General features: G+C 52.9%; 10 protein-coding genes and 3 rRNA genes. 8 read left to right on the top strand and 5 right to left on the bottom strand.

Going from position 1 to position 15,185, the window contains the following annotated elements; genetic code table 11:
- The first annotated feature begins 2 nt into the window (after positions 1-2).
- From Q3Y66_RS12270 to Q3Y66_RS12260, 3 genes are all read left to right on the top strand, one after another.
- Complete coding sequence (locus tag Q3Y66_RS12270) at positions 3-1,673, top strand: AMP-binding protein (RefSeq protein WP_008959495.1); 1,671 nt, start codon at positions 3-5, stop codon at positions 1,671-1,673.
- Positions 1,674-1,699: 26 nt separating this feature from the next.
- Positions 1,700-2,467, top strand: coding sequence for an SDR family NAD(P)-dependent oxidoreductase (locus Q3Y66_RS12265; RefSeq protein ID WP_008959494.1), 768 nt, complete (start codon positions 1,700-1,702; stop codon positions 2,465-2,467).
- A gap of 258 nt (positions 2,468-2,725) precedes the next feature.
- On the top strand, positions 2,726-4,531 hold the full coding sequence (locus Q3Y66_RS12260) for an acyl-CoA dehydrogenase C-terminal domain-containing protein (protein WP_008959493.1): 1,806 nt from the start codon (positions 2,726-2,728) through the stop codon (positions 4,529-4,531).
- A 106-nt stretch (positions 4,532-4,637) separates the two neighbouring features.
- Here Q3Y66_RS12260 and Q3Y66_RS12255 read toward each other — a convergent pair whose 3' ends face one another.
- On the bottom strand, positions 4,638-5,015 hold the full coding sequence (locus Q3Y66_RS12255; RefSeq protein ID WP_303319489.1) for a hypothetical protein: 378 nt from the start codon (positions 5,013-5,015) through the stop codon (positions 4,638-4,640).
- A gap of 65 nt (positions 5,016-5,080) precedes the next feature.
- On the opposite strand from Q3Y66_RS12255, the gene Q3Y66_RS12250 reads away from it, so the two are divergent.
- The 4 genes from Q3Y66_RS12250 (at position 5,081) to rlmM (ending at position 11,225) form a co-directional block, all read left to right on the top strand.
- Positions 5,081-6,613, top strand: a 16S ribosomal RNA gene (locus Q3Y66_RS12250).
- Positions 6,614-6,859: 246 nt separating this feature from the next.
- Positions 6,860-9,750: ribosomal RNA gene (locus Q3Y66_RS12245) — 23S ribosomal RNA — on the top strand.
- Between the two features lie 147 nt (positions 9,751-9,897).
- Positions 9,898-10,013: ribosomal RNA gene (gene rrf / locus Q3Y66_RS12240) — 5S ribosomal RNA — on the top strand.
- Together the 16S, 23S and 5S rRNA genes form the textbook arrangement of a ribosomal RNA operon.
- 141 nt (positions 10,014-10,154) lie before the next feature.
- Complete coding sequence (gene rlmM / locus Q3Y66_RS12235; protein ID WP_035587494.1) at positions 10,155-11,225, top strand: 23S rRNA (cytidine(2498)-2'-O)-methyltransferase RlmM; 1,071 nt, start codon at positions 10,155-10,157, stop codon at positions 11,223-11,225.
- Between the two features lie 19 nt (positions 11,226-11,244).
- Here the strand turns inward: rlmM and Q3Y66_RS12230 are convergent, their stop codons facing one another.
- Positions 11,245-11,532: an antibiotic biosynthesis monooxygenase gene (locus Q3Y66_RS12230; RefSeq protein WP_007113141.1), complete on the bottom strand. Its 288-nt coding sequence runs from the start codon at positions 11,530-11,532 to the stop codon at positions 11,245-11,247.
- Positions 11,533-11,561: 29 nt separating this feature from the next.
- Here Q3Y66_RS12230 and tusA point away from each other — a divergent pair, with 29 nt between their 5' ends.
- Positions 11,562-11,816 carry a sulfurtransferase TusA gene (tusA, locus tag Q3Y66_RS12225; RefSeq protein WP_008959953.1) on the top strand — a complete coding sequence of 85 codons (255 nt, stop codon included), beginning with the start codon at positions 11,562-11,564 and terminating at the stop codon, positions 11,814-11,816.
- A gap of 89 nt (positions 11,817-11,905) precedes the next feature.
- Here the strand turns inward: tusA and Q3Y66_RS12220 are convergent, their stop codons facing one another.
- The 3 genes from Q3Y66_RS12220 to Q3Y66_RS12210 all read right to left on the bottom strand — a co-directional run bounded on the left by Q3Y66_RS12220 (position 11,906) and on the right by Q3Y66_RS12210 (position 15,147).
- Positions 11,906-12,601 carry a hypothetical protein gene (locus tag Q3Y66_RS12220; RefSeq protein ID WP_008959952.1) on the bottom strand — a complete coding sequence of 232 codons (696 nt, stop codon included), beginning with the start codon at positions 12,599-12,601 and terminating at the stop codon, positions 11,906-11,908.
- A gap of 144 nt (positions 12,602-12,745) precedes the next feature.
- Positions 12,746-13,726, bottom strand: a complete 981-nt coding sequence (locus tag Q3Y66_RS12215) for a DUF3080 family protein (RefSeq protein WP_008959951.1) — start codon at positions 13,724-13,726, stop codon at positions 12,746-12,748.
- A 2-nt stretch (positions 13,727-13,728) separates the two neighbouring features.
- Complete coding sequence (locus Q3Y66_RS12210) at positions 13,729-15,147, bottom strand: MATE family efflux transporter (protein WP_008959950.1); 1,419 nt, start codon at positions 15,145-15,147, stop codon at positions 13,729-13,731.
- Positions 15,148-15,185: the final 38 nt, after the last annotated feature.

The following is a 15,185-nucleotide window of genomic DNA, read 5'->3' as shown; positions in this document are numbered from 1 at the left end:
TCATGACAGCCACACCACAATCACTGCCCGACTATCAGCACTACCTTGAAAACTTTTCTATTGATAGCGTTATTGCTCGCCTGGATGACCATCAGGATGGAATGTTGAATGCTTTCGAAGCCTGCTGTGGTCGGCATGTGCGCCAAGGGCGCGGCGATGTGCTGGCGCTAGTTCAAGAGGATGCCCAAGGGGCGGTTCACACCCTGACGTACGCTGAACTGGATGAGCAGAGCGCTAAATTGGCAGGTTGGCTTCAAGTTCAAAAGCTAGGTAAAGGTGATCGCATTGCTTGTATGTTGCCGCGGTCACCACAGCTTTTGATTGCGGTACTCGCTACATGGCGTATTGGCGCGGTTTATCAACCTCTATTTACTGCCTTTGGCCCTGATGCCGTGGACTATCGTTTAGGGCGTGCAGATACCAAGCTAGTGATTACCGATCACGCTAATCGCTATAAGTTTGATGGCTTGAGCCAGTGTCCGCCAGTGCTGGCAGTCGGTGGTGCAACCAGCGAGCATGCGGATGATCATGATTGGCAAGCTGCATTGACGCACACGTCAATGAATGATAAACCGCCAAGGCTGTCGCCTGAACAACCTTTTCTACAAATGTTTACCTCTGGCACCGTGGGCAAGCCCAAAGGTGTTGCTGTTCCCTTGTCTGGAATGACTGCCTTCGCGATCTATATGGAGCTCGCCATTGACCTGCGTGATGATGACCGCTTTTGGAATATGGCTGATCCAGGCTGGGCGTATGGTCTTTACTATGCGATCACGGGGCCACTGCTGCTCGGTGTGACGACCCATTTTTGTGAAGCGGGCTTTAGTGCTGAGGGGGCGCTGGCGTTTATGAAGCGCCACCACATTACCAATTTTGCCGCTGCCCCTACCGCTTACCGGCTGATGAAGGCATCAGGCCTGTTTGATGACGCCCATCAAACCTTGGAGCTGCGTGCAGCGAGTTCAGCCGGCGAGCCTTTGAACACGGAAGTGGTCACTTGGGTTGAGAAGTCGCTTGGCTGTCCTGTCATGGACCATTATGGGCAAACTGAAACCGGCATGACGTGCAATAACCACCATGCACTTGATCACCTTAAGCATGTGGGCGCGATGGGCGTCCCAATGCCGGGTTATCGTCTGGCGATTTTGGATGCCGAGTATCACGAGCTGCCTGCGGGTGAGCCGGGGGTGCTTGCCGTGGATATCAAGCATTCACCTGCGCACTTCTTTCAAGGTTACACCTGGCAGGAGAAAAATCCCTTTGTAGAGGGCTATTACCTGACTGGCGATGTTGTGATCCGTAATGAAGATGGCACCTTCCAATTTGCCGGGCGGGACGACGACATTATTACTACTGCAGGCTATCGGGTGGGGCCAACGGATGTTGAGAACAGTGTAATGACTCACCCGGCTGTTGCAGAGTCTGCGGCGGTGGGGCAGCCAGACGAGATCCGTGGCGAAGTGATCAAATCCTATGTCGTACTGCGAGAAGGCTATGAGGCAAGTGAAGCACTTGCCGATGAGATCAAGCAGCGAGTGCGTGAGCGGTTATCGACTCACGCTTTCCCACGCGTTATTGAGTTTGTCGATGAGTTACCCAAAACCCCCAGTGGCAAGATTCAGCGCTTTAAATTGCGTGCCCAAGCAGCAGAAGAAGCTAAGACAGCCAAATAAACATAACGCTTATAGGGAATATGGTTATGGAGGTTAAGGACAGTACTTTTTTAATTACTGGGGCCGCTTCTGGTCTTGGCGCGGCAACGGCAGAGCGTTTGGTGGCTGCGGGCGCTCGGGTCGTTTTATGCGATTTAAATGACAGCGTAAACGCACATGCTCAGCAGTTGGGGGAGCATGCTCAAGCGTGTTTGGCAGACATTACCTCTGCCGAGCAAATGCAGCAGGCGGTCGATACCGCGGTAGCGCTGGGTGGTAAGGGCGGTCTCTCAGGTGTGGTTCATTGTGCGGGTGTCGTTAGCGTAGCCAAGTTGGTTGATCGTGAGGGAAAGCCGGCTGATCTAGATAGCTACATTAAAACCATCAACATCAACCTGGTGGGTACCTTTAACGTAATGCGCCTCGCCGCGGCGGCGATGGCTAAAAATACGCCTAATGAGAGCGGGGAGCGCGGGGTGATTATTAACACTGCTTCTATTGCGGCTTTTGATGGTCAGGTAGGGCAGTGTGCTTATAGCGCCTCTAAAGCGGGCGTTGTGGGTATGAGCTTGCCAGCGGCGCGCGAGTTATCGCGTCATGCCATTCGCGTTATGGCAATCGCCCCAGGCGTTTTTGAAACACCAATGATGAGCGAGATACCCGATGAGGCTGCCCTGGCCCTAGCGGCAGCGGTGCCATTTCCCAAGCGATTGGGTAAGCCGGATGAGTTTGCTCAATTAGCCGAGCAAATTATTACCAACCCAATGCTGAATGGCGAACTCATTCGCTTGGATGGCGGCATACGCATGCAGTAACGCTTCAGCTATATAGAATCACAATGAGACGACTCGTCAGCTTTTGGCTGGCGAGTTTTTTTATTGCTGGCATCAGAGGTTTGCGGCATTAGCTACCAAAGTTGTAGAGCGTTTTAGCGCTAAATTCAAACGCTCGCTTGACTCTGCAGGGCGCCCGCGCTAGCTTTCAAACATGTGTTTGAAAGCCGCCTTCAGTTTTGAAAATATTATTCGGCTTTTGATCCCCCGGTTGTAGGAGAGTGTTTTAGGAGAAGTGCGATGCCCACTTATCAGGCCCCTATTCGTGATATGCGTTTCGTTATGGACGAAATGCTTGATTATCCTGGTCACTATGCGCGCTTGCCGGGCGGTGACGAAGCATCGCCCGATGTCGTTAGCGCCATTTTAGAGGAAGGGGCGCGGTTTGCTCGCGAGGTACTGCTGCCGATTAATCAAAGCGGCGATGCAGAAGGGTGCTTGTTAGAAGGGGGCGAAGTAAAAGCGCCCAATGGTTTTAAAGAAGCCTATCAACAATATGTAGAAGGCGGCTGGCCGAGCTTGGCCGCCGATCCTGAGCATGGCGGGCAGGGGCTGCCGCATTCGTTAGCGATGCTGCTTTCGGAGATGATTTGCGCAACCAACTTGGCATGGGGTATGTACCCGGGGCTTTCCCATGGCGCGGCAGATGCGCTGCGCCATCACGGTACCGATGAGCAGAAGGCTACATACCTCACCAAGTTGGTGGAGGGCGTATGGACCGGCACGATGTGTTTAACCGAGTCCCATTGCGGTACCGACCTCGGCTTGATCAAAACGCGCGCAGTGCCCACTGAAGGGGACGCTTACGCGATTACCGGCACCAAAATTTTTATCTCGGCTGGTGAGCATAATCTGGCTGAGAACATCGTTCATTTAGTGCTAGCAAAGCTGCCTGATGCGCCGGAGGGCTCAAAAGGTATCTCGCTATTTGTGGTGCCTAAGTTTATGCCTGATGCCGAAGGCAATCCTGGTGAGCGCAATGGCGTTAGCTGCGGCTCTTTAGAGCATAAAATGGGCATTCACGGTAACGCTACCTGTGTGATGAACTTCGATGGCGCAACCGGCTATCTGGTGGGCGCCCCGAATAAAGGCTTGGCGTGTATGTTCACCATGATGAACGCTGCGCGTCTTGGGGTAGGTATTCAGGGGCTGGGATTGATTGAAGCCAGCTTCCAGAATTCGTTGAGCTATGCCCGTGATCGCCTGCAGATGCGAGGTTTGTCGGGTAAGCAAGCGCCTGAAAAACCGGCTGATCCGATTATCGTCCACCCCGATGTTCGACGCATGCTGCTGACTCAGAAAGCCTTCGCCGAAGGCGGGCGTATGCTGGTGCTATACACCGCTCAAATGCTGGATGTTGTAGAGCATGGTCAGCCAGGTGAAGAGCGAGAGCGTGCCGACACGCTTTTGGGGCTGCTAACCCCGATTGTAAAAGCGTTCTTGACCGAAGTCGGTTTTGAAAGCACCAATGAAGGTGTTCAAATTTATGGCGGCCATGGCTTTATTAAAGAGTGGGGCATGGAGCAATTGGTACGCGATGCGCGTATTACCCGCTTGTATGAAGGCACTACCGGTATTCAGGCGCTCGACCTACTGGGTCGTAAAGTCCTTATGAGTCAGGGTGAGTCGTTGAAAGTGTTCACCAAGGAGATTCACCAGTTCTGCAAGGCTGAATCAGAGAACCCGGCGCTTAAAGAGTTTATCGGGCCTCTGGCAAAGCTGAACACAGAGTGGGGTGAGCTAACCATGGGCATAGGTATGAAAGCGATGCAGGACCGCGAAGAGGTAGGCGCGGCAAGCATCGATTACCTTATGTACTCCGGCTACGTCACGCTGGCGTACCTATTTGCTCGTGCGGCCAAGCAGGCATCTGGTTCTTTAGAGGGCGAAGATAAAGCCTTCTATGCTGCTAAATTGAATACTGCTCGCTTCTATTATCAGCGGCTATTGCCGCGCACAAAGGCGCATGCGCAAATGATTCAGTCGGGCGCTTCCAGCCTGATGGCCATCTCCAGCGACGACTTTGGTTTGGGCTTTGAAATTTAATTAACGGCTAAGATGTCAAAAGAGCACTTTCTGGTCAGGCATTCTGATCGGTGGTTTGCGGCAGAAGGAGAGCCTTTTGCCGCTTTTTTATACGCAATATCTTCTTTTACTTGCTATCTTGATAGTGAGGCCTTAAAGTACGCATCCGCTGCCGGGGACGCCAAGCGTTACCAGCGGTGTATAAGGTGTAAAAGCCTTGGTTTGTCAGGAGGTTAGCGCATTTTTTATCGCTCGCTTCACCCGCTAAACACAGCGGTTGACAACCACCAGGAAATGCGTAAAATACGCCTTTCTCGCTGCGGCAAGCCAGTTCAACGGTTCGCCAGTCAAACACAGCGAAATCGCTCTTTAACAATTTGATCAGGTAATTCATGTGGGCGCTTGCTGATGTTGGTGGCAAATCACCAAATATCAAGGCAAGCGACTCAAGCAATAAGGTTTTTCGAAACCTGTTTTGAATGAATTCGTTTGAACCTTGAGCCAAGTTTGATCCGCTTTTGCTGCCTTCGGCTAGTTCGTAGGTAAGCGAGTAAGGATCACAATGATTGTAAACTGAAGAGTTTGATCATGGCTCAGATTGAACGCTGGCGGCAGGCCTAACACATGCAAGTCGAGCGGTAACAGATCTAGCTTGCTAGATGCTGACGAGCGGCGGACGGGTGAGTAATGCATAGGAATCTGCCCGATAGTGGGGGATAACCTGGGGAAACCCAGGCTAATACCGCATACGTCCTACGGGAGAAAGGGGGCTCCGGCTCCCGCTATTGGATGAGCCTATGTCGGATTAGCTAGTTGGTAAGGTAATGGCTTACCAAGGCGACGATCCGTAGCTGGTCTGAGAGGATGATCAGCCACATCGGGACTGAGACACGGCCCGAACTCCTACGGGAGGCAGCAGTGGGGAATATTGGACAATGGGGGCAACCCTGATCCAGCCATGCCGCGTGTGTGAAGAAGGCCCTCGGGTTGTAAAGCACTTTCAGCGAGGAAGAACGCCTGTCGGTTAATACCCGGCAGGAAAGACATCACTCGCAGAAGAAGCACCGGCTAACTCCGTGCCAGCAGCCGCGGTAATACGGAGGGTGCAAGCGTTAATCGGAATTACTGGGCGTAAAGCGCGCGTAGGTGGCTTGATAAGCCGGTTGTGAAAGCCCCGGGCTCAACCTGGGAACGGCATCCGGAACTGTCAGGCTAGAGTGCAGGAGAGGAAGGTAGAATTCCCGGTGTAGCGGTGAAATGCGTAGAGATCGGGAGGAATACCAGTGGCGAAGGCGGCCTTCTGGACTGACACTGACACTGAGGTGCGAAAGCGTGGGTAGCAAACAGGATTAGATACCCTGGTAGTCCACGCCGTAAACGATGTCGACCAGCCGTTGGGTGCCTAGAGCACTTTGTGGCGAAGTTAACGCGATAAGTCGACCGCCTGGGGAGTACGGCCGCAAGGTTAAAACTCAAATGAATTGACGGGGGCCCGCACAAGCGGTGGAGCATGTGGTTTAATTCGATGCAACGCGAAGAACCTTACCTACCCTTGACATCTACAGAAGCCGGAAGAGATTCTGGTGTGCCTTCGGGAACTGTAAGACAGGTGCTGCATGGCTGTCGTCAGCTCGTGTTGTGAAATGTTGGGTTAAGTCCCGTAACGAGCGCAACCCTTGTCCTTATTTGCCAGCGAGTAATGTCGGGAACTCTAAGGAGACTGCCGGTGACAAACCGGAGGAAGGTGGGGACGACGTCAAGTCATCATGGCCCTTACGGGTAGGGCTACACACGTGCTACAATGGCCGGTACAAAGGGCTGCGAGCTCGCGAGAGTCAGCAAATCCCTTAAAGCCGGTCTCAGTCCGGATCGGAGTCTGCAACTCGACTCCGTGAAGTCGGAATCGCTAGTAATCGTGAATCAGAATGTCACGGTGAATACGTTCCCGGGCCTTGTACACACCGCCCGTCACACCATGGGAGTGGACTGCACCAGAAGTGGTTAGCCTAACGCAAGAGGGCGATCACCACGGTGTGGTTCATGACTGGGGTGAAGTCGTAACAAGGTAGCCGTAGGGGAACCTGCGGCTGGATCACCTCCTTAAACGATGCGTCACAGTTAGTAAGCGTCCACAATGAATTACCTGATCAGATAGCTGTTGATGCGCAGTGATAAGCCAAACGCCTCCCGCGTTGCCTTATCACTGCGTATAGCAGTCGCTCTTTAACAATGTATATCATGCTGACAAGAACACTTCGCAAGAAGTGCTTCTTAAATTGTGATACGCGTCAGCGTATCCGGCAAAATGAAACGTGATCATTGCGACATCCAGACTCCTTCGGGTTATAGGGTCAAGCAATGAAGCGCACACGGTGGATGCCTAGGCAGCCAGAGGCGATGAAAGACGTGGTAGCCTGCGATAAGGCTCGGTGAGGTGGCAACAACCTGTGACCCGGGCATTTCTGAATGGGGAAACCCACCGATCATAAGATCGGTATCGTGCACTGAATACATAGGTGTACGAGGCGAACCAGGGGAACTGAAACATCTAAGTACCCTGAGGAAAAGAAATCAACCGAGATTCCCCTAGTAGCGGCGAGCGAACGGGGACCAGCCCTTAAGCATGTGACTGATTAGGCGAATGCGTTGGGAAGCGCGGCCGTAGCGGGTGATAGCCCCGTAGTCGAAAATCTGATCATGTGAAATCGAGTAGGTCGGGGCACGAGAAACCTTGACTGAAGACGGGGGGACCATCCTCCAAGGCTAAATACTCCTGGCTGACCGATAGTGAACCAGTACCGTGAGGGAAAGGCGAAAAGAACCCCGGAGAGGGGAGTGAAATAGATCCTGAAACCGTGTGCGTACAAGCAGTAGGAGCAGACTTGTTCTGTGACTGCGTACCTTTTGTATAATGGGTCAGCGACTTATATTCAGTGGCGAGGTTAACCGTATAGGGGAGCCGTAGGGAAACCGAGTCTTAACTGGGCGACACAGTCGCTGGATATAGACCCGAAACCGAGCGATCTATCCATGAGCAGGGTGAAGGTTGAGTAACATCAACTGGAGGCCCGAACCAGGATCTGTTGAAAAAGATTTGGATGACTTGTGGATCGGAGTGAAAGGCTAATCAAGCTCGGAGATAGCTGGTTCTCCTCGAAAGCTATTTAGGTAGCGCCTCATGTAGTACCGCCGGGGGTAGAGCACTGTTTCGGCTAGGGGGTCATCCCGACTTACCAACCCGAGGCAAACTCCGAATACCGGTGAGTAACGCGTGGGAGACACACGGCGGGTGCTAACGTCCGTCGTGAAAAGGGAAACAACCCAGACCGTCAGCTAAGGTCCCGAAATCCTGGTTAAGTGGGAAACGATGTGGGAAGGCTCAGACAGCTAGGAGGTTGGCTTAGAAGCAGCCATCCTTTAAAGAAAGCGTAATAGCTCACTAGTCGAGTCGGCCTGCGCGGAAGATGTAACGGGGCTAAACCAGGTACCGAAGCTACGGGTTCATCCTTTGGATGAGCGGTAGAGGAGCGTCGTGTACGCCAATGAAGGTGGATTGAGAAGTCTGCTGGAGGTATCACGAGTGCGAATGCTGACATGAGTAACGATAAAGGGAGTGAAAAACTCCCTCGCCGGAAGACCAAGGGTTTCTGTTCGACGCTAATCGGAGCAGAGTGAGTCGGCCCCTAAGGCGAGGCCGAAAGGCGTAGTCGATGGGAAACGGGTCAATATTCCCGTACCGGACATGGTTGCGATGGGGGGACGAAGAAGGCTAGGTGAGCCAGGCGTTGGTTGTCCTGGTGAAAGTGAGTAGGCTGAGGGTTTAGGTAAATCCGGACCCTTTTCAGGCCGAGACACGAAACGAACTGACCACGGTCAGGAAGTCACTGATGCCACGCTTCCAGGAAAAGCCTCTAAGCTTCAGATCATGTGCGACCGTACCCCAAACCGACACAGGTGGTCAGGGAGAGAATCCCAAGGCGCTTGAGAGAACTCGGGTGAAGGAACTAGGCAAAATGGTGCCGTAACTTCGGGAGAAGGCACGCCGGCGTAGGGTGATGAGACTTGCTCTCTAAGCCCGAACCGGTCGAAGATACCAGGTGGCTGCAACTGTTTATTAAAAACACAGCACTCTGCTAACGCGCAAGCGGACGTATAGGGTGTGACGCCTGCCCGGTGCCGGAAGGTTAAATGATGGTGTTAGCCGCAAGGCGAAGCTCTTGATTGAAGCCCCGGTAAACGGCGGCCGTAACTATAACGGTCCTAAGGTAGCGAAATTCCTTGTCGGGTAAGTTCCGACCTGCACGAATGGCGTAATGATGGCCACGCTGTCTCCACCCGAGACTCAGTGAAATTGAAATCGCCGTGAAGATGCGGTGTACCCGCGGCTAGACGGAAAGACCCCGTGAACCTTTACTATAGCTTCACACTGGACGCTGATGTTGCCTGTGTAGGATAGCTGGGAGGCTTTGAACTTTGGACGCCAGTTCGAAGGGAGCCAACCTTGAAATACCAGCCTGGCATCATTGGCGTTCTCACTCAGGTCCGTTATCCGGATCGAGGACAGTGTGTGGTGGGTAGTTTGACTGGGGCGGTCTCCTCCTAAAGAGTAACGGAGGAGCACGAAGGTACCCTCAGCACGGTCGGACATCGTGCATTGAGTGCAAGAGCATAAGGGTGCTTGACTGCGAGACAGACACGTCGAGCAGGTGCGAAAGCAGGTTCTAGTGATCCGGTGGTTCTGTATGGAAGGGCCATCGCTCAACGGATAAAAGGTACTCCGGGGATAACAGGCTGATACCGCCCAAGAGTTCACATCGACGGCGGTGTTTGGCACCTCGATGTCGGCTCATCACATCCTGGGGCTGAAGTCGGTCCCAAGGGTATGGCTGTTCGCCATTTAAAGTGGTACGCGAGCTGGGTTTAGAACGTCGTGAGACAGTTCGGTCCCTATCTGCCGTGGGCGTTGGATGTTTGAGAAGGGCTGCTCCTAGTACGAGAGGACCGGAGTGGACGACCCTCTGGTGTTCCGGTTGTCACGCCAGTGGCATTGCCGGGTAGCTATGGTCGGACGGGATAACCGCTGAAAGCATCTAAGCGGGAAGCCCCCTTCAAGATGAGACATCCCTGAGGCCTAGAGCCTCCTGAAGGGCCCAGCGAGACCAGCTGGTTGATAGGCACGGTGTGGAAGCGCTGCAAGGCGTTGAGCTAACGTGTACTAATGGCCCGTGAGGCTTGACCCTATAACACCCAAGGGGTCTGGTCGCGATGATGACGTAACATTAAAAAAACCGGATACGCAGCGTGTGGCCCAGGCAACAGCCCGGGCGGCAGGCGATGAGACGATCACAATTTAGCAATAGTCAGCATGATGTACATTACCCGTTACGCCTGACGACCATAGCACGCGTGAACCACCTGATCCCTTGCCGAACTCAGCAGTGAAACCGCTTAGCGCCGATGGTAGTGTGGGGTCTCCCCATGCGAGAGTAGGTCATCGTCAGGCACCTATACCGCAGAAAACCCAGCCAACCGGCTGGGTTTTTTGTGTGTGTGAAAGAAAATAAATAGAGCTGGATAAATGCTATGATGCGCCCCAATTAATTAGGCAGCCATCAGCGTTTTTGATGGGCGGAATCGAGGTGAAGTGGTGAGCGAAACGGTACCTACGTCATGGTTAGTTTATTGCCGTCCAGGGTTTGAAAATGATGCGTTAGCTGAAATGCAGCATCATGCAGCATTAAACGACGTAGCCTGTGAGGCATCTTACGGCGAGGGGTGGGTAAGCTTAACGCGTCTAGATGGCGAGCCGGTGAATGAGTTGCATCGTCAAGCAGCCTTTAAAAAGCTAATTTTCGCACGGCAAAGCTTAGCGGCGTTACCTGCTCTCACACTATCACGAGATGATCGCCTTACCGCTATTTTGGAGCAGGTAAAGGCTAGCCGATGGAACTTTGAGGAAATCTGGCACGAAACGCCAGATACCAATGATGGCAAAGCGCTGGCTGGGCTGATTAAGGCGCTTACCAAGCCGCTGGAAAGTATGTTGAAAAAGCGGGGCGCGTTAAGGCGCAGTGCGGGCGCACGACGCTTACATATTTTCTGGACTGACGGTGATCAAGTGCAGCTGGCGATGAGCTTCCCAGGCAATCGTAGCAATTTGATTAATGGTATTCGTCGGCTGCGCTTCCCCTCCCGTGCACCCAGCCGCTCAACGCTGAAGTTGGAAGAGGCGTGGCATGAGTTTATTCCTAGGGATGAGTGGGATGTGCGGTTAGCACCGCATATGCAAGCAGCTGACTTAGGTGCCGCCCCAGGTGGCTGGACGTGGCAACTGGTTCAGCGCGGCATGTACGTTTATGCCATTGATAATGGCCCCATGGAATCGCAGTTGATGAAGACCGGCCAGATTGATCATCTCAAAGAAGATGGTTTTACCTGGGAGCCACCGCAGCGTTTGGATTGGCTAGTCTGCGATATTGTTGATAAACCAGTGCGAGTGCTAGCCATGGTGGAACGCTGGCTGATTCGTAAATGGTGCAAAGAGGCGATCTTTAACCTCAAGTTGCCCATGAAAAAGCGCTGGGAAGAGGTAACACGTTGCCTAACGGCGTTGGAAGAGTCGCTGGAAAAAGCGGGCGTGCATGCGAACGTATCATGCCGTCACCTCTATCATGATAGGGAAGAGGTAACGGTGCATGTAAGGCTTAGGGATTAGCGCGAGTGAAACCTCAGGCTTAATAGCCAGGCTCGTAAATCCGGATAGTTTCATCTTCGGTTAATAGCGGTAAAATACGCTGCATGGCCATTGCCCGCGCTTCGCTTGAGTGCCACTCCTTCCAAGCGCGGATGTCACGCCATTTAGTAATCATCAGTCGCCGATCGGTATGACCAAGTTCTACCAGTGTTTCACCACCGATGAAGCCCCTTACGCCTAGGGAAACGCGCATTGCCTCCCGCGCTGCTTGCTCAAATTCTTCTTCAAGACCAGGCATAATTCGCCGTTCGATGATAACTTTAATCATACTTTCTGTTTCCTACATCGAGGATATTAATGGCTGATAATACGGGTACGTTACCCAGCTTTGACGTGGTATTGGACACCTCAGGACTCTACTGCCCAGACCCGATTATGCTAATGCATAACAAAGTGCGCGACATGACATCAGGCCAAGTGCTCAAAGTGATTGCCACCGATCCCGCCACTACACGAGATGTGCCCAAGTTTTGTCAGTTTTTAGGGCACGAACTGCTTGAGCAGGACACCGCCTCTGAGAGTAACTACCTCTACTTTATTCGCTTAGCATAACCCTTAGAGATAGCGCGGGAACCCAAGCGAGGCTCAAATCAACATCATTGATGTTGGCCTCGCTCACAAGGCAGCACTAAGGCACTCGGCTAATCGCTTGCCACGACCATCATGGCTAGCGCCTCAAGCGTTGCCGGATCTTCTTCCAATATACGATTGGCGATATGGCGCTGGAAAAAGTAAACGGTTTGATGGCGAGCGTGAGCGCTGTAAAGGCACTTGTCCCCTAACAAAATCGGTGTCATCGCCGCTTTGTTCTCGTCGGCAAGGAGCGCGTCAAGGCTACCGTCGCTGTAGAGACGCCAGCCGTAAACAGGCTTCATATGCCAGGGTGAGTTGGGATGATTCATGCACAGCGCGTGGGTGCCCAGAGTATCGGGTATTTGCTGAATGAGAGTGACTTCTCCGGAAGCCTCATAATCAAAATATTCAGCAGCGGCGACTAGCTCATGGTGCTTATGGTCCGGTGGTGAATCGAAAATTTCTTCCGTTTCAGGATCACGGTAACCTACGAAGTAGCCATTCTCCTGGCTGTTCAGATCATGGCAGGCCGCCAACGTTTCCATCCACGGCACCATGCCAAAGACGCTACCATCTTCTCTTAGCCCCCAGGCCAAAATAGGCATGCCGTAGTAAGTGTCGGGACTCGCAGCGAGTTGGTACACCATCTCTAGTCCATCTAGCTCCGGAGCTAAACGAACTAGGCACTTTTGCGCCTGCTGACGCTGACGCACAGTTTCCAGGTCGATGACCTGGGCAGAGCGGGGTGACAGGGATGCGCCCATTATGTCCCTCCTTATGCTGCGTGGTCATGACATTGGCGAAGCAAGTTTGTCTTGCTTCATTGTTATCCTTGCTTATCCAACTTACCTATCAACCAATAGCACAAGTTGCTCATAAGGTTAAGGGTTCTGCGCTTTTTAATTATCTTAACAAGTTGGAAAGCGAGCTCGTAGCGCTTGATGCTCGGTGAGCGCTTGCTGAAACTGGCCCCAGGGCGCTTGGGCGTTTTCCAGCGAAAGCCAGCGTGCCTGATAGCGCTGAATCGCTATTGGCTTGTCTACCGGCTGCACGTCAATTAAGCGGTTGATCGCTGTTAGCCACTGCTGGGCAGTGTTTGCCAACCGTTCAAGCGATTGTGGCTCCCAGCGGCTCAAGCAACTTGTGGCATCTTTCTGCTGAGCTAATAATGCGTTCGCTTCGGTTAAGCGTTGAGTGGCGAGTAGCAGGGCGCGCAACACTTCGGCGGTCAATGGCTGCTCTTGTAGGGTTTTTAAATGATTTTCGAGGGCAGAGGAGTCTTGCTGCCAATCGAGGTCAAACTGGTGATCCGTCATTTGTTGAAGATAATTAATGGCTTCAAGCTGCCTTGCAATAGTGTTTTCATCGACGTTAGCTAAAGGCTGGCTTGCGCGCGCAAAGCTTTTCACCCATTCGCTGGAATCAAAAATAGCGTTCCAACTGACGGCGGGTAACTGAGCCGTTTTAGTGATCGTCAGCTGTTGAAGGCGCGTTCGGTCTTCATCGCTTAACTGTTCGGGAACATCGCTGTTCCAGCAGGTGCTAAGCCGTTGCCATAGTGTTCGCTCATATAACCACTGCTGGCTAGGAGGTGCTACTCGGCCGAGTTGATTGTTACGTGCCGCTATAAGAGAAGTAATTCGACATTCGCGTAATGCATAAATATTCAGCATGCTATCCCTTGTTTCGGGGATGTCAATAAGCCGAGCAGAGCGCTCAGGGAAATCGCCAATATTCATGGGGTCAGCTCGCTCAATGCCTGTCTGGTCGAGGTCATTCGCAAGCTGCTGATGGTAGGACTGCCACTGCTGCTCAGCAGGGTGATCGCCACAGCCAGCCAGTAAGGTACTTAGGGTTAGTGTTATAAAAAGATTGCCCCACCAAGCCATGTTTACCCCTTAACGCTGATACGCCGCAAACGCCAGGCAAGTAGCAGGGCCGCAGTGCTCAAGCCCGCAATCAAACCCATCCAATAGCCATGAACCCCAAGTGGAGCAACCATGCTGCCCACGCCACGGGAACCCAGCCAGTGGCCGCCGCCCAAGCCTACAATCCAGTAGGAGAGTACCGTTATCACCATCACGATGCGGGTATCTTTATAGCCGCGTAAAGCGCCTGCCAGATTGACTTGTAGCGAGTCAGAGAGTTGGAAGATAACGGCCAAGGCAATGATGGAAAGTGCCAGCGACTGTATCTCACTGTTCGAGGTATAAAGCGCAATGACAGGAATTGCGCTAAACCACAGCAAGATGCTGTTGATAATTGCGACGATCACACTGATAACAATGCCGTTCCAGGCGACCTGCCGGGCTAAGGTCAAACGCTGCTGGCCAAGCGTGTTACCCACCCGTACGGTCAGCGCCATACTCAGCGACATGGGCAGCATAAACAGAATGGAGGTGAAGCTGAGTGCTATTTGGTGAGCCCCCACCGTGACTTCACCAAAGCTGGCAATAAAGAGTGCAATGAGCGTGAACAGGGTCACTTCGACAAAAATAGCCACACCAATGGGAACGCCCACCACCACTAATTCACGTATGCCTAGCCATTGGGGCGGTGTCATTTTTTGCCAAATCGCAACGCTTTTATAAGTGCTTCCCCTGCGCGTGTAGTAGGCCATCGCGAGTGCCATCGTCCACATGGAGAGCGCCGTCGCAATGCCGCAGCCAAAAGCGCCTAAGGCAGGCAGCTGTTGCAAGCTAGTGGGAATCCAGCCGCCAAATAAATCAACCAAGCCATCGCCGCCGTAGATCAAGAGGTAGTTGGCAGGAATATTCACGCTTAAGCCGACCAAGCTTATCCATAGCGCCGGGCGGGTGTGATTCATGCCATCGGAAAACGCTCTAAGCGCCTGAAAAAGGGCGATCCCCGGCATACCAAAGGCGACAGCTGACAGATAGGCGGCAGACTGGCTGGCAACGGCAGGGGGCACATTCATTAATTCAAATATCGGCATGACGGTCGACCAGAGCAGTAAGGCCGCGACAACACCTAGCAGCAGGGCAACCCAGAGCGCCTGGTGCACTGCTGGGCGAATAGCGGTTTGGCGCTGTCCACCCAGCAAATGTGCCACAATTGGTGTGAGCCCCATCAGGGTGCCCGTCATAAACAGCATCAATGGCATCCAGAGACTGGAGCCTACCGAGACGGCAGCGAGTGACGTTGCATCATGTCGGCCTGTCATCATGACATCAACAACACTCATCCCTGCTTGAGCCAGCTGAGCTCCGCAAATGGGTAATGCCAAGTAGACCAGAGCGCGAGTTTCTGGCCAATACACCGATTTAACTTGTTGAGTGAAATCGCCCAATGAGAAGGCTCCTGATCGACGAATTAAGCTATAAAAAA

The sequence above is a fragment of the Halomonas sp. HAL1 genome (genome assembly GCF_030544485.1).
GTDB classification, from domain to species: Bacteria; Pseudomonadota; Gammaproteobacteria; order Pseudomonadales; family Halomonadaceae; genus Vreelandella; species Vreelandella arctica.
Note: the sequence above shows the minus strand (reverse complement) of the source record. Positions and strands in the feature narration are given on the sequence as shown.